This is a genomic window from Ensifer sp. M14, from assembly GCF_003355565.1.
In the GTDB taxonomy this organism is placed as follows: Bacteria; Pseudomonadota; Alphaproteobacteria; order Rhizobiales; family Rhizobiaceae; genus Ensifer.
In genome coordinates this window covers 1,847,867-1,863,367 of sequence record NZ_QJNR01000004.1, presented here as the reverse complement: position 1 = coordinate 1,863,367, position 15,501 = coordinate 1,847,867, and the positions used below count along the sequence as shown (strand labels likewise).

The 15,501-nt window shown below is 60.9% G+C and carries 11 protein-coding genes; 5 read left to right on the top strand and 6 right to left on the bottom strand.

Annotated features, from left to right (window positions below; all coding sequences use genetic code 11):
• Positions 1-131: 131 nt before the first annotated feature.
• A complete protein-coding gene (locus BLJAPNOD_RS08835) occupies positions 132-1,685 on the top strand; it encodes a DEAD/DEAH box helicase (protein WP_115421208.1) in 1,554 nt (517 codons plus the stop codon).
• 100 nt (positions 1,686-1,785) lie between these two features.
• Here BLJAPNOD_RS08835 and BLJAPNOD_RS08830 read toward each other — a convergent pair whose 3' ends face one another.
• The 3 genes from BLJAPNOD_RS08830 to BLJAPNOD_RS08820 all read right to left on the bottom strand — a co-directional run bounded on the left by BLJAPNOD_RS08830 (position 1,786) and on the right by BLJAPNOD_RS08820 (position 4,279).
• Positions 1,786-2,667, bottom strand: a complete 882-nt coding sequence (locus tag BLJAPNOD_RS08830; protein ID WP_115419549.1) for a DMT family transporter — start codon at positions 2,665-2,667, stop codon at positions 1,786-1,788.
• A 166-nt stretch (positions 2,668-2,833) separates the two neighbouring features.
• On the bottom strand, positions 2,834-3,307 hold the full coding sequence (locus BLJAPNOD_RS08825) for a GyrI-like domain-containing protein (protein WP_244610901.1): 474 nt from the start codon (positions 3,305-3,307) through the stop codon (positions 2,834-2,836).
• Between the two features lie 102 nt (positions 3,308-3,409).
• Entirely contained in the window at positions 3,410-4,279 is an 870-nt protein-coding gene (locus BLJAPNOD_RS08820) for a LysR family transcriptional regulator (RefSeq protein WP_115419547.1), read from the bottom strand.
• A gap of 80 nt (positions 4,280-4,359) precedes the next feature.
• On the opposite strand from BLJAPNOD_RS08820, the gene BLJAPNOD_RS08815 reads away from it, so the two are divergent.
• The 4 genes from BLJAPNOD_RS08815 (at position 4,360) to BLJAPNOD_RS08800 (ending at position 8,865) form a co-directional block, all read left to right on the top strand.
• Positions 4,360-5,448, top strand: coding sequence for a YeiH family protein (locus BLJAPNOD_RS08815; protein WP_115419546.1), 1,089 nt, complete (start codon positions 4,360-4,362; stop codon positions 5,446-5,448).
• A 235-nt stretch (positions 5,449-5,683) separates the two neighbouring features.
• Positions 5,684-7,078, top strand: a complete 1,395-nt coding sequence (locus BLJAPNOD_RS08810) for a circularly permuted type 2 ATP-grasp protein (RefSeq protein ID WP_077503346.1) — start codon at positions 5,684-5,686, stop codon at positions 7,076-7,078.
• A 4-nt stretch (positions 7,079-7,082) separates the two neighbouring features.
• Positions 7,083-8,021 carry an alpha-E domain-containing protein gene (locus tag BLJAPNOD_RS08805; RefSeq protein WP_077503345.1) on the top strand — a complete coding sequence of 313 codons (939 nt, stop codon included), beginning with the start codon at positions 7,083-7,085 and terminating at the stop codon, positions 8,019-8,021.
• A 16-nt stretch (positions 8,022-8,037) separates the two neighbouring features.
• Positions 8,038-8,865: a transglutaminase family protein gene (locus BLJAPNOD_RS08800; RefSeq protein ID WP_077503344.1), complete on the top strand. Its 828-nt coding sequence runs from the start codon at positions 8,038-8,040 to the stop codon at positions 8,863-8,865.
• A gap of 418 nt (positions 8,866-9,283) precedes the next feature.
• On the opposite strand, the gene araD is transcribed toward BLJAPNOD_RS08800, so the two are convergent.
• The 3 genes from araD to BLJAPNOD_RS08775 all read right to left on the bottom strand — a co-directional run bounded on the left by araD (position 9,284) and on the right by BLJAPNOD_RS08775 (position 15,191).
• On the bottom strand, positions 9,284-11,023 hold the full coding sequence (gene araD / locus BLJAPNOD_RS08790) for an L-arabinonate dehydratase (protein WP_115419544.1): 1,740 nt from the start codon (positions 11,021-11,023) through the stop codon (positions 9,284-9,286).
• 873 nt (positions 11,024-11,896) lie between these two features.
• Positions 11,897-12,460, bottom strand: a complete 564-nt coding sequence (locus BLJAPNOD_RS08785) for a hypothetical protein (RefSeq protein ID WP_115419543.1) — start codon at positions 12,458-12,460, stop codon at positions 11,897-11,899.
• A gap of 1,015 nt (positions 12,461-13,475) precedes the next feature.
• Positions 13,476-15,191 (bottom strand): GMC family oxidoreductase, encoded by a 1,716-nt coding sequence (locus BLJAPNOD_RS08775; protein ID WP_115419541.1) that lies wholly within the window; start codon positions 15,189-15,191, stop codon positions 13,476-13,478.
• Positions 15,192-15,501: the final 310 nt, after the last annotated feature.

Below are 15,501 nucleotides of genomic sequence, written 5' to 3'. Positions count from 1 at the left end.
ACAGGCGCTTGACGACTTTTTCTTAACCCACAAGTTCCCAATTCACGCGGGGTTCTTGACGCCGAACGACACCGGAACAGCAAACTGCGGTTCCGGCGAATGCGTTTGGCGCCCCCAAAAGGTATATGCATTTGTCCACCTTTAAAGATCTTGGTCTTTCCGAACACATTCTGGAGACCCTGTCCGCCAACGGCTTTGAAAAGCCGACGCCGATCCAGGCGCAGGCCATTCCGCTGGTGTTGAAGGGCCACGACCTGATCGGTCTCGCCCAGACCGGAACCGGCAAGACGGCCGCCTTCGGCCTGCCGATGATCGAAAAGCTGGTTGCCGACGGCAAGCGTCCCGACCCGCGCAACATCCGCGCCCTCGTGCTGGCGCCGACCCGCGAACTGGTCAACCAGATCGCTGCCAACCTCAAGCTGTTCGTCAAGAAGTCCCCGCTGAAGATCGGCGTTGTCGTCGGCGGCGTGTCAATCAACAAGCAGACCGAACAGCTCGCCCGCGGCGTCGACATCCTGGTCGCAACGCCCGGCCGCCTGCTCGACCTCATCAACCGCAAGGCCGTGACGCTCACCCAGGGTCGCTACCTCGTGCTCGACGAAGCCGACCAGATGCTCGACCTCGGCTTCATCCATGACCTGCGCAAGATTTCCAAGCTCGTGCCGAAGAACCGCCAGACGCTGCTGTTCTCCGCCACCATGCCGAAGCTGATTGCCGAACTCGCCGGCGAGTACCTGACCGACCCGGTCAAGGTTCAGGTTACGCCTCCGGGCAAGGCTGCCGACAAGGTCGAACAGTATGTTCACTTCGTTCCCGGCAAGGACCTGAAGACGGTTATCCTGAAGAAGACCCTGACCGAGAACCCGGATGGCCTGTCGCTGATCTTCAGCCGCACCAAGCATGGCGCCGAGAAGCTGATGAAGCATCTCGACCACGTCGGCTTCAAGGCCGCCTCGATCCACGGCAACAAGAGCCAGGGCCAGCGCGAGCGCGCCTTGAAGTCCTTCCGTGACGGTGAGATTCGCGTGCTTGTCGCCACCGACGTCGCTGCCCGCGGCATCGACATCCCCGGCGTCACCCACGTCTACAACTACGACCTGCCGGAAGTGCCGGACGCCTATGTTCACCGTATCGGCCGTACCGCCCGCGCCGGCCGCGACGGCATTGCGATTGCGTTTTGCGCACCGGACGAAATCCGCCTGCTTCGCGACATCGAGAAACTGATGGGCATCAACATTGCTGTCGCCAGCGGCGAAGCGCCTGCCGACCAGGCTCGCCCGTCCAAGGCACGCGGCGGTCGCGGCAACGGCAATGGCAACGGCCAGCACCGCGGCAATGGCGGCGGCGGTCAGCGCCAGGAAGCCCGCCCGCGCCGCGAGCGCCCGGCTCGCCAGTCGGCACTCGCTCCGAGCAGCTTTGCCGGTGACGACCTCCTGCGCGACGACCGTCCGCAGAAGACGGAACACCGTGGCCAGCGCCCGGCCGGCCAGGCCCATGCCGAAGGCCGTTCGGAAGGCAACCGCAACCACGAGCCCAAGAAGCACCATGGTCGTCCCGGCCAGAAGCCGGGCGAATGGCGCAACAAGGGCCCGCGTCCGGAAGGCCAGGCCGGTGAGCGCCGTGAAGGCGGCCAGGGCGGCATGCGTCGTGGCGCCGGTGGCGGCAACCGCGGCCAGCAGGGCTGACCTTCACGCGCATTTCAGGCGAGCCGTGTGAAGCGGCTTCGTCCGGAAATACATGAAAACAAAGAGTTGAGAACGGCGGGTCGCTTCGGCCCGCCGTTTTTTATGCCTGCTGTTTACGGTTGGTGAGGTAGACGCCGGCGACGGCAATCACCGTTCCGATGATCATCGGCAACGTCAGCGCCTCGCCAAAGAACAGCCAAGCCTGAACGGCCGCCAGCGGCGGCACGAGATAGATGAGCGAGGCCGCGCGCGACACCTGGCCGCGGCGAATGAGATAGAGCAGCAGCGCAATTGCGCCCATGGATAGCCCGAGCACCGACCAGGCGAGCGCTGCAAAGATCTGCAGGTTCCAGGTGACGTGAAGATCTTCGAGCATCAGGGCGAGCGGAATGGTGACGATCAGCGCGCCGAGATACTGAAGCGCCGCAATGGTGCGGATGTCGCCGCTTTGCAGATGCCGCTTCTGGTAGAGGGTGCCATAGGTGACGGCGGCCATGCCAAGGACGTTGATGAGAACCGGCAGCAGATGGATCGGCGTGGCGCCGGTATCGATGACAAGCACCTTCGGCAGCACGGCAAGGGCGATGCCGAAAAAGCCGAGCACCAGTCCGAGTTTCTGCTGAACGCTCAGCTGCTCGTCGATGACGACGGAGGCGGCAACAGCCGTCATCAGCGGCTGCAACCCGGCGATGATCCCGGAAATTGCCGCCGGCACGCCCTGCCCGATCGCCCACCAGACGGCGCCGAGATAGAGCCCGTGCAAAAACATGCCCGAGACGACCGCGTGGGCAGCGGCCGTAAGGGACGTCGGCCATTTTGCCCGGGTCACGAGACAGAAGCCGATGAACAGGAGGATCGCCAGCGTATAGCGCAACACCAGAAACGTCAGCGGATCGGCATAGACAGCCGCATATTTGGCGACGACCCAGCCGGTCGACCAGAGCAGTACGAAGATGGCCGGAGCCAGGCGGGCGAGCGTCATTGACCTATCCAAACGGGCAAAGGGAGGTCAGCCGCGATAGACGCGGGGGCGTTGATGGTCAAAGCAATTTTTCTGATGGTGACGATCAGCCGGCTGCATGAGTCTATAAATCGCAACCGGTTCGTGGGCAGGATTATGCATAAGTTTTAATGTGATATCCCGCCCTTTACGCGCCATCCGTCACGCGCGGCGTAATGGGAACCATCAGCCGCAGCGACGACAGCGACAGTGAAACGAAGCCCGGATCGTATTCCTCGCGGTAGTGCAGCCTGCTGGTATCGACCGCCAAGCCTTCCGACTCGATCCAGTCGAACATGCGCTCATAGTGAACAAAGACGTCGCCATCATCAGGGTGGTGCATTGCGCTGACGAAGCGCATGACCGGGAGGTCGACATGGCCAGGGTGGCGGGTCGTTTCCGCCGTTTGCGATATGAACCCGACAAGATAGCGGAAGCCATCAAGGCGATCGTTCCAGGAAAGGCCGACGAGGGTCGGGTGATCCTTCGGATGCAGCCGCAGATGATGCTCCTGCATCTGCGCGATCAACCGGCGCACGGCCCCATCAGCCGCCTCGACGAAGGTCCCTTCCCAGAAGGAGCCGGCGATCCGCTGCGCGGGCCTTTCGACGATTTCGAACACGATTGCCACCTCTCGCGAAAGCAGGGCATGGGCGCCGCAAGCGGCGGTGACTATTGATAATCCAGCCGCATCAGATGGCAATCGTCTCTGCCAACAGGGCTGTCAGAGCAGATCGACGAAGGCGCGCGCCGCGCGGCTGAACTGGCGGTCGCGATGCGTCAACAGCTCGAAGCTGCGCTCGGCAAGCTCGAACGGTAACTCGACCAGCCGGCCGCTATCGACGAAGGGCTGGGCGGCGAGCCTGGAGACGGCCGTGATGAACGGACCGCTCTCGACGGCCGTCAGCACCGCCTCGTTCGACGGCAATTCGAGCTCGATCTTCAGCTGATCGGTATCCGCACCATGAGCCTGCATCGATTGCAGGAACATGGCGCGCGTACCCGATCCTTCTTCGCGCAGCACCCAACGCGCAGCAAGCAGCGCTGCGAGATCGACGGGCCTGCCGGCAAGCGAATGGCGAGGCGGCGCATAGATCGCGATCCGGTCGACCGCAACGCTGCGATGGTCGAGTTTCTCCGCATCGACCCTGCCCTCGACAAAGCCGAGCTGCGCCGTTCCCTCCTCGACCGCCTCGGCAACCACTGCCGTGTTGCGCACGGTCAGCCTCACGTCGATATGCGGATAGTCATGGGTGAAGCGGGCGAGACGCACCGGCAGCCAATAGCTTGCCACCGTCTGGCTCGCGGCGATTGCGAGCGTCCCTCGGCGCAGGTGTGAGAGGTCGTTGAGGCAGGCGGTCGCCACGCTAGCGCGCGCCAGCACCGCCTTCGCCTCCGGCAGAAACGCCTTTCCCGCGTCCGTCAGCGCCAGTCCGCGGCCGATGCGATCGAACAACCTGACGTCGTGTTGCGTTTCAAGTGCTGCGATCGCCGCACTTGCGGCGGATTGCGTGACGTTCATGGCCTCGGCCGCGCGCGTCATATGCAGGCGCTCAGCGACAGCCACAAAAATGCGAAGTTGATCGAGTGTCATAGAAAATCAATCGCAAAAAGCGATCAGATTGACAAGAACAATCCGTTAGACTGATTTATCAATCGGACTAAGTTGCGGTCATGTCCAGATCGCATTCCATATCCACCACCCCGGCAACCACAGTCATTTCCCGCATGACGCGCATCGCGCCGGGTCTGATCCTCTGTTGCCTCGTCGCACTCGCCGCCTTCGTCCTTGAACGGTTCGAGGCGAGCTGGACCGGCCGTCCCTGGCTGGAAGCGCTTGTCATCGCGATCCTTCTCGGCGCGCTGCTGCGTATCTTCTGGACACCGGGTGATCGCTGGATGGCCGGCATCCGCTTTTCGTCCAAACTGCTTTTGGAAGCGGCGATCGTTCTGATCGGTGCGAGCCTCAGCTTCAAGGCGATCCTGGCAAGCGGCCCGGTGCTGCTCGCCAGCATCGTCGGCATCGTCTTTCTTTCGATCGTCTCGGGTTATCTGATTGCGCGGCTGCTCGGCCTGCCCAAGCGGATGGCAACGCTGATTGCCTGCGGCAACGCCATTTGCGGCAATTCGGCGATCGCCGCCGTTGCGCCGGCAATCGGTGCCGAGGGCGATGAGGTCGCCGCAGCCATCTCCTTTACCGCAATCCTCGGCATCGCCGTCGTTCTCACACTGCCGCTGATCGGTGGCTGGTTCGGCATGTCACCCTATGGCTTCGGCGTGCTGGCCGGCATGACCGTCTACGCTGTGCCGCAGGTGCTGGCGGCGGCCTCGCCGTTCAGCGCGCTTTCCGTCCAGGTCGGAACCCTGGTCAAGCTCGTGCGTGTGCTGATGCTTGGCCCTGTCGTCCTTTGCTTCTCGATCATCAACCGTGAGGGCGAAGCGCATCCACTGGCGCCAAGCTTGCCTACCGGCAAGCGCCCTACCCGCCCTGCCACATTCGCGCATTTCGTCCCCTGGTTCATTCTCGGCTTCCTCGCAGTCGCAATCGCCCGCAACAGCGGCGTGATCCCCGGCGCTGCCGCCGCCGGTGCAGCGCACCTCGCCACGTGGCTCACCGTCGTCGCCATGGCCGGCCTCGGCCTCGAAGTCGATATCCGCAAGCTCGCAGATGCCGGACCGCGCGCAAGTGCTGCCGCCACATTGTCGCTGCTGGTTCTGGCCAGCCTGGCGGCTGCGGCGATCGTTCTGTTTGGCCTCGGCTAGTTTTCCGAGCCCGCCCAAATTTCAAGCATTTGCTTATTTTCTAAGGCACCGGAATCGGTGCACGCTCGTCCGCCGACGCCTGCCGCCCCATTGTTGGGCATCGCCGTGCCCGAAAGCGCCGGAATAACGCACCAAAACTTTCTTGTCCCCCGACTGTGCACGCTTCTTGCATTGCATCCAGCGTTGTACTCAAATGGTCAAAAATAAGGGGACCACGCCTTTGGCATTTGACGAAATGATGAATGCGGACAGCAGTCCGCGCCAGCCATATTCGACCTATCATGAATGGTATGCCAGCCAGGACAGAAATCGGCTCATAACGAAATCAAAGGACGCCGAGAACATCTTCCGGAAAACCGGCATCACCTTCGCGGTCTACGGACACGCAGACAGTTCCGAAAAGCTCATCCCCTTCGATCTCATCCCCCGCATCATTTCCGGCCGCGAATGGCGCAAGCTCGCCCAGGGCATCGAACAGCGGGTCATCGCCCTCAACGCCTTCCTCGACGACATCTACCACAAGCAGGAGATCATCCGCGCCGGCCGCGTGCCGCGCGAGCTGATCGAGAAGAACGTGGCCTTCCTGCCGCAGATGATCGGTTTTCGTCCACCGGGCGGCGTCTACACCCACATCGTCGGCACCGACATCGTGCGCACCGGCGAGGACCAGTTCTACGTGCTGGAGGACAATGCCCGCACGCCATCAGGTGTCAGCTACATGCTGGAAAACCGCGAAACGATGATGCAGATGTTCCCCGAACTCTTCCATCAGAACCGCGTGCGCCCGGTGGAGAACTACCCGAACCTGCTGCGTCAGAGCCTGGCGTCGCTGGCGCCCCCCGGCTGCAGCGGCAAGCCGCGCGTTGCCGTGCTCACCCCCGGCATCTACAACTCCGCCTATTACGAACATGCCTTCCTCGCCGATATGATGGGCGTCGAACTGGTCGAAGGGTCGGACCTGCGCGTCATCGACGGCAAGGTGAAGATGCGCACCACCCGCGGCTACGAGGCGATCGACGTGCTCTACCGCCGCGTCGACGACGACTTCCTCGATCCGTTGACCTTCCGGCCGGAATCCGCGCTCGGCGTGCCCGGCATCATGGATGTCTACCGCGCCGGCAACATCACCATTGCCAACGCGCCCGGCACCGGCATTTCCGACGACAAGGCGATCTATTCCTACATGCCCGAGATCGTCGAGTTCTATACCGGCCGCAAGCCGCTCTTGGAAAACGTGCCGACCTGGCGCTGTTCCGAGCCGCAGAGCCTCAAATACGTGCTCGAACACCTGGAAGAACTGGTGGTTAAGGAAGTGCACGGCTCCGGCGGCTACGGCATGCTGGTCGGCCCGACCGCCAGCAAGAAGGAGCGCGCCTTGTTTGCCGAAAAGCTCAAGGCCCGCCCGACCAACTACATCGCCCAGCCGACGCTGTCGCTGTCGACCGTGCCGATCCTCGTCAACAAGGGCATAGCGCCCCGGCATGTGGATCTTCGTCCCTACGTCCTTGTCTCCGACAAGGTGCAGATCATTCCCGGCGGCCTGACGCGCGTCGCACTCAAGGCCGGTTCGCTTGTCGTGAACTCCAGCCAGGGCGGCGGGACCAAGGACACCTGGGTGCTGGAGGACTGAGACCATGTTGGGAAGAACTGCAAACGGTCTCTACTGGATGTTCCGCTACATCGAACGCGCCGAAAACAGCGCCCGGTTGATCGATGCCGGCCTGCGCATGGCGCTGACCCGCAGCGGCGCGACGGAGGGTGATTGGGACGGCGTGCTGCAAAGTGCGGGCGTGCGCGAACTCTACGACGAAGTGCACGAAACACTGACCAGCATCGACGCCATCGACTTCCTGCTGCGGGATCGCGCCAATCCGTCGAGCGTGATGTCCTGCATCGAGGCGGGCCGCCACAACGCCCGCATGGTGCGCACCGCGCTGACGCGCGAGACCTGGGAGGCGACAAACGAATGCTATCTCGAGATGAAGGCGATGCTCTCCAGGAAAGCGCGCCAGACCGACATGCCGGAGATCATCGACGCGATCAAGCGTCGCGCCGGCCTCATCCGTGGCGCCTTCCACGGCACCATGCTCCGGAACGAGATCTTCAATTTCTCGCGCATCGGCACTTTCATCGAGCGGGCCGACAACACCGCGCGCATCCTCGACGTCAAATACTACGTGCTCTTGCCGGCGGTCGCAGCCGTCGGCTCGTCGATGGACAATGTGCAGTGGGAATCGATCCTGCGCTCGGTCTCGGCCCACCGCGCCTACGGCTGGGTCTATGATGCCGAACTGAAACCGGCCAATATCGCCGACTTCCTGATCTCCAACGGTCGCATGCCGCGCTCGCTGGCCTACTGCTACGAGAAGATCGCCAGCAACCTCGGCTATCTAGAGCGCGAGTATGGCGAGCGCCACGAGGCGCATGAAACGGCTGACCGCACGCTGGCCGCACTCCGCAGCCGCTCGATCACCGACATCATGGACCAGGGCCTGCACGAATATCTCGAGGATTTCATCAGCCAGAACAATCGTCTGGGCCAGGAAATCTCCGACGGCTATCGTTTCAACTGAGTTTCGGGAGGACAGCATGCACCTGAAAATCAGCCATACGACCGAATACCATTACGACGAGCCGGTGCAGTATGCGCTGCAGCGGCTGCGGCTAACGCCGACCACAGGCGTCGGCCAGACCGTACTCGGCTGGCAGACGCTCCTCGACGGTGCGGCGATGGAGGTGAGCTACGACGATCACTTCGGCAACCGTGTCCATCTGGTCAGCGTCGACGGCGATCGGGAGGCGATCCGCATCGCCGCCTCCGGCGAGGTCCACACCGAGGATCGCGCCGGCGTCTTCGGTCCGCACCAGTCCTATGTGCCGCTGTGGCTCTTTGCCCGCGAGACGCCGCTGACAAAGGCGGGCAAGCTGATCCGCGACCTCGCGAAATCGGCAGAGGGCGAAACCGACCTTGCCCGCATGCATGCGTTGATGGCGATGATCCATGAGGCCGTGGAGTACAAGGCCGGCGAAACCCATGCGGAGACTTCGGCCGAAGACGCGCTTGAGGCCGGCAAGGGCGTCTGCCAGGACCATGCCCATATTCTGATCTCGGCGGCCCGCTCGCTCGACATGCCGGCGCGCTACATCTCCGGCTACCTGATGATGGAAGGGCAGACGGAGCAGACGGCCAGTCACGCCTGGGCCGAAGTGCATCTTCCCGGCCTCGGTTGGGTCGGCTTCGATGCCGCCAACAAGATCTGCCCTGATGACCGTTACGTGCGCATCGCCACGGGCCTGTGCTACCGCGATGCCGCCCCGATATCCGGCCTGATCCATGGTGAGGCGAATGAAACGCTGAAGGTTTCGGTGACCGTCGAGCAGCAGACGCAAAGCCAGAGCCAGACGCAAAGCCAGTGAGACCTCCGATGGGACGCACAACGGTGCACCCCATTGAACCACCCTCGCGCGGCTTCAGCGCGTGCTTGTGAACGTCGGTGCGCGAGCAGAAATGAGCGATCTAGCGCGAGGCGCTCGACTGCAACAGCCGGCAGAGCGAAGCCAGCCCGCTGTCATAACCGCCATCGAGCACATCGCGACAGCGCTTCAGCACCTTTCGCCGCTCTCCCGCGGGCATATCGTCGAACGCTGCAAACGAAGCGCCTGGCGAAGCAACGCCGCTCCCACTTCGACGTTTCCTTTTGAACGACAGGCAGGGCAGAAGCAAATGATCATGCCGAAGCTGGTTTTCCTGGTACTTGTCGGCCGAAACAAGGCGGCAGCTCCGGGGTGATGATTAGAGGAGCACGAGCGACGATTTCGCTCGTGCTCAGTCTGCCTAGTGGCTGTCGCGTTCGACGACGGAACCGCGCGCCCCAACCAGGAAATCGAGGTCGGCGCCGGTGTCTGCCTGCATGACCGTGTTGACGTAAAGGCCGGCATAACCGCCCTTTTGCGGCTTGACCGGGGAAATCCAGGCCGCCCGACGCCGGGCCAGTTCCTCATCGGAAACATCGAGCTGGATGCTGCGGGCTGGAACGTCGACGGCAATCATGTCGCCGTTTTCCACCAGCGCCAGCGGACCGCCGTCGGCGGCTTCCGGCGCGGTGTGAAGGATGACGGTGCCATAGGCCGTGCCCGACATGCGCGCATCGGAAATGCGGATCATGTCGGTGATGCCCTTCTTCAACACCTTCGGCGGCAAGCCCATGTTGCCGACCTCGGCCATGCCGGGATACCCCTTGGGCCCGCAGTATTTCAGCACCATCACGCAGGTCTCGTCGATGTCGAGATCATCGCGGTTGATGCGGGCGTGATAGTCCTCGATGCTTTCGAAGACCACGGCGCGGCCCTTGTGCTGCATCAGGTGCGGCGATGCCGCCGACGGCTTCAGCACGCAGCCCTTGGGCGCCAGATTGCCGCGCAGCACCGCGATGCCGCCCGACTGCGTCAGCGCCTTTTCGCGCGGAACGATGACGTCGTCATTGTAGTTGGTGACGTCCTTGACGCCGTTCCAGATCGTGTCGCCGGTGACGGTCAAAGCGTCCTTGTGCAGGAGGCCCATTTCGCCGACGGCCTTGATCACCACCGGCAGACCGCCGGCGTAGTAGAACTCTTCCATCAGGTGCTTGCCCGACGGCTGCAGGTTGACGATCGTCGGCACGTCGCGGCCAAGCCTGTCCCAGTCGTCGAGCGTCAGTTCGACACCGATGCGGCCGGCAAGCGCCAGCAGATGCAGCACCGCATTGGTCGAGCCGCCGACAGCACCGTTGACGCGAATGGCATTCTCGAACGCCTCGCGCGTCAGGATGTCGGACGGTTTCAGGTCCTCCTTGACCATGTCGACGATACGACGGCCGGAAAGCTGGGAGATCACCCGCCGGCGGGCATCGATGGCGGGGATCGCAGCATTGCCGGGAAGCGTCATGCCGAGCGCTTCGGCCATGGAGGCCATGGTCGAGGCCGTGCCCATGGTCATGCAGCTGCCGGCAGAACGCGCCATGCCCTGCTCCGCATCCATGAACTCATCCAGCGACATCTCGCCGGACTTCACCATTTCCGAAAACTGCCAGATGGCGGTGCCGGAGCCGACATCCTTGCCGCGCCACTTGCCGTTCAGCATCGGGCCGCCGGAAACGAGAATGACGGGGATGTCGACACTGGCAGCCCCCATCAAGAGGCTCGGCGTGGTCTTGTCGCAGCCGCCGAGCAACACGACGCCGTCAACCGGATTGCCGCGGATCGCCTCTTCGACATCCATGGCCGCCAGGTTGCGGAACATCATGGCCGTCGGCCTCAGCGTGCTTTCGCCGACGGAAAAGACCGGGAATTCGACCGGGAAGCCACCCGCCTCGTAGACGCCGCGCTTCACCCGCTCGGCGAGATCGCGCAAGTGCGCGTTGCACGGCGTCAGCTCCGACCAGGTGTTGCAGATGCCGATGATCGGCCGGCCGTCGAAGGTGTCGGCAGGCAGGCCCTGGTTCTTCATCCAGGAGCGATGCATGATGGCATTCTTGCCCGTGCCGCCGAACCATTCCTGGGAGCGCAGCTTGCGCGGCCACTCAGCTTTCTTCTTCATGTTGTCCTTCCTTGAGCGGCCCGCGCCGAAACGCGGGCCCTGGACGGCGCCCCTTAAGCCAGGGTGTATGCCGTCTTGACGGTTGTGTAGAATTCGGCGGCATAGCGCCCCTGCTCGCGCGGAATGACCGGCCGGCTTCAAATCGGAATCGATGGCCGGCTTCATCGGAATACGCACCAATCTGAAGCCGGATAGGTATTCCAATCTCATGCCGGACACGATTCCGATCTAAAGCCGGACAGTTGGCGTGCCCCTGAGTCGCATGGTCAGCCTTCTTTTTGACGGCATGAAATTCCCCTCGTGGATACTGAGGAGATTCATGCCAAGGTTGCTGACCCAAGGGCATCGTCATGACGGAAAAGCCGTCCGGTAATTGATTGGAATGCTGTCCGGCTTCAGGTCGGAACGCTGTCCGGAAGTTGATCGAAATCCCGTCCGGTTAAATCCCGGAATCCGCACTTTAAAAGAGCCGAATGGTCTATGAGGCGTTCCCGCTGCACCAGTCAGTGTGATGAAATGGCTAGTGGGATTTCAGTGTGGAACCCCCTCGAACGAGGCGGCGCTGAAGGAAAACTTCCCGTGCGATGAAACTGGGACCTAGTCGCATTTTGTAGATGTCCAGACGGCGAGACATCGTCGGGTCGCGGCAACCTCGCGTAGGACTCAGAATTACTTAAAAACAGCTGGGCGCGGGGGTGGAACGCTCTGCTGCCTTCCGTCGCTCCCTGATTCTATTGAAGGCAGCGAGCCGCTCGCGCATACCCTCAACGATTCGTACTTTTTCCCCAAATGACAGCCGCGATAGTTCGCGCCTGGCCTCCGCCTTGCGAACCAGAATTTCTGCCAGTGTCAGATCCTCGGGGCGTGTGGTTTTCATGGCTTGAAACCTATAGCAAATGGGTCGGGGTGTCCAGTTTGCGTCAAGAACCGTTGCCAATGCTCTTCGAGGCCATGACGTGCAATCACCCCCTTGAGTGCACCAAGGTCGACCGCATTTTCCGAAAGGAATGCCAAGACACGCGCATTGTCTTTGTATCGTCCCGTACGGAGTGCCATCGCTACTACGTGTTCGGGCGAAAGTGTTCGAGTTGTAATGATCTCCCCTGTGCCGAAGTCATCCTGAATCTCCACACCGTTTCGCAGCGCTTCTAGGTCCAACGCGTCCGTTGCGGGAAGGAATTGCACCGGCCAGCCCTCAACAAGAAGTCCTTCCTTCCTCCATTCGGTATAACCGCGCTGACTTAGGTAGGGAACGATGGCCCCAAGAGTGACAAGACCACCAACCGGAGCATTGAAAGTTATGAGGATATCAAGGTCTTCTGTGACCATCGGTTCTATGTATTGAAGGGCTGCTACCGCTCCTGCAATTACATACGTCTCAATGATCCCATCTCGAACCATATCATTGAGTACATTCAGTGTTTTTGCCATCGTCATGCTTTACATCTCCTGCGGTTTCCCAGTGTCGATCAGGTAGCTGCCATTGACAAGTGCCGACCGATAAGTGGGCGATCGCGTATCGGCCGGGGTGTGAAATGAGCATCCGAACACGTCAGATTGTGCGCAAACGGCGGCTCTGCCTCAACACTTCGAATCCCTTTGCATGTTGCTTCCACGCCATTGACAGCAGCTGCATCGAACGGACGGACAGTCCAATAGGCGTCTCGGCTGGGGTTCTGCGTCGCTACTATGCCGATCCGCACGAACAAGTCCCTCCATGCTTGGCCGCCCTCGCGGTCTGTTGCCACAATCCGACTGAAGTCCTGTTTGTCGTTTGCAACGGCCTTGAACACGGTAGGGGATTCAAGAGAGGCACCGCCTATGTCAATCCACTCCCCTTCTGAATACGATAAGGCGTCCGGCCTGGCGTTGGTTACGGCCTTATGCCGGCTTTGGAATGCGCGATATCCCCAGCAACCTTCCGCTGACCATTTTGGAGTGTACCGGAGGAGCGGTCGAACTTGGCGCGCGCCTGACGAGGGGAATGGCATCAGGGTGCGGGAAGATCTAAATCTCCGAGGCGTTCATTTGGAATGTGGGAACGTGCTCCTGGAGTTCCGATACAGTGAGCGACACGATGTAGGTCATTACTCATTCAACGTGGATGGTCGCGCCATATCCATGCAAACCGGACCCGAAGACTTGTTTCATGTCTGGTCGCATCTATCCTTGTTGGAGGCGTCGCCCTCTTTCGCGTCACACCTCTACAAAACTGAACAGGCGTGGATCGGGTATATTGAAAACCGTCTGATTTCGGGTGCCGATGAAATAGAGCCTGACCGACGCACTTTCAGCATCTTCTCGCCGGGCTAAAGTGACCGCACTTCCTCCCGAGCATGGCGAATTCTCCGCGATTAAGGAGCCTACGCACTCGCGATCGGTGAGGCCTTGTCGACCATGTCGGCTTTAGGCATATGCCCCCGCGGCAGAGCTTGAGCGCATTCCTTTGCCGCTAGCCTCGCGCCAATTCCGAATTCAAATGATCAGCCAACCGGATCGCAAGCGACAGGATCGTTAAAGTCGGATTGGCATGACCGCTCGTCGGGAACACCGAGCCACCTGCAATGTATAAGTTACTTACGCCGTGTACCCTGCAGTTTATGTCAACGACGCCCGTCTTGGGATTCGTCGACATCCGTGTCGTGCCAAGCGTATGCGCCATATCGATGATGACGAGATCCTGGGTTCGCCGTTCTGTGGCCCAGCCTTCTAACTTCGGGATAGGCAGTTCCGCGCGCGAGAGAGCCTCATGCGATAATTCAGCAATTTTGAATAAAGTTCTATAGTCGAGATCGCTAATCCGCCAGTCGATCCTGGCAAGCTGCACGCCGAACCTGTCCCTTCGCTCACTAAGGGTGATCCTGCTTGCAGGATTTGGCGCCTGTTCGCTGATTGCTTCCATGCGCAAACCAGACAATTTGCGAGGAAGTCCCTGAGACTGGAATTCATCGGCGACCAGATTCGGCGAAAGCCTGATCGCCGCGTTGACGATAGCATCCTTGAGCACTTTCGGTGTTCGATGGTCCGAAAGGAGCTTCATACCAAGTCCCCTGGTGATAAAACCCGAACCGGCAACAACAGAAAGCAGATCACGTCGGACATTGTCGCTACGCGAACGCAGCAGCTTCTTCAGCGCGACCCACGGATCATCTGGCGCGCGATCTGTGGAGAAAAAGACAGCTGCATTCAATACCTGGTCGCGTTCCTGCGCCTGTGGAGTTAAGGCGAGACCGTGAGTGAACATGTGGGCGCGATTTTCGTGGTTCACACCATAGAAACCGAAAAGCTTTATGAGTACCGCCATTCGATCGGTCGGGATCCTTCCCACACGCGCTGCGATGTGGTCCATAAGATATCGCCCTACGACATCATAGCGATTGCCAACTCCCACCGAACAGACATCGGTAGACGCTAGCAACAATCGGGCATTCTCAATTCCTCCCGCGGCCAACACACAGATCGTGGCCCTGATACGCGCCTGCTTGCCACTAATACTTACGACCTCGATCTCAGAAAACCGGGAACCATCCTTGGTTACGCCCACGTTCGTAATCGTCGCATCAAGAAGAACATCTATATTGGGCGGCCGCCGGGCGATGAACTCTCGTCCGAAACGCATAATATCGAGGCGATCGACGCGAGAGCGAGAAAACTGCCAATAGAATGAGCGTAGCCCGGCGTCATCGAAGCGTTGCGGCGGTTCTTTTGCGCTGAGGTTTAAGACCTTCATTGCGCGATGGAGATATGGCATGAGGTGGTCGCGATCGACCGGCCAGCCGGAATAAGGCACCCAGCGTCGAGCCTGGAAGTCTATCGCATCAAAGGGAGCCGATTTTCCCGCCCATGCGTGCGTGGACCCGCCGAGCGCTCTGCATCGAACACCAAAACGCTGCACGTCAGATGACCAGAACTTGGCTTGCGAACCATGAAATTCTATCCTCTTGCGGATCTGTGCCTCGGTTTGAAGCTCACCGACATTCTCAACTTCATTGAGCGCAGAATGCTCGGGACTCTCGAGTTCAAGCCCGCTTTCGACGACGACAACCTTCCTTCCCGCCCTGGAACACTCCTCGGCTATTGTCAGGCCCACAGGGCCAGCCCCCACGATTACGATATCCGCCGTGATGGTAGAGTTGTCGTCGAACTCCGAAAGCCGCCTCATCCTCATCTAAGGGAAGTTCTCTTCGAGGAAACGGGAGTCCAACCTGTGCACATTGATCGATGAGGGAAGCGCTGCACCCTATCGGCAAAGCGCATCCCTTTTGGCTTGCGAGTAACTACGCAGTTGCGGCTAACCCCATCCTGGACGCTCTTTTGCATCGGCTCCTCCGTCCTCCATGCCTCACAGTTTACAGCCCTGGATGGAGAGAACGTTGCGCGGGATCAAAGCCGTTCGCGTCAACCGGCTGAAGGTAATGGGTGCTGGTTGTTGCACCGCTTCGACACGGGCTTGCCACTGGCGGAGGCGGCTGCCCAAC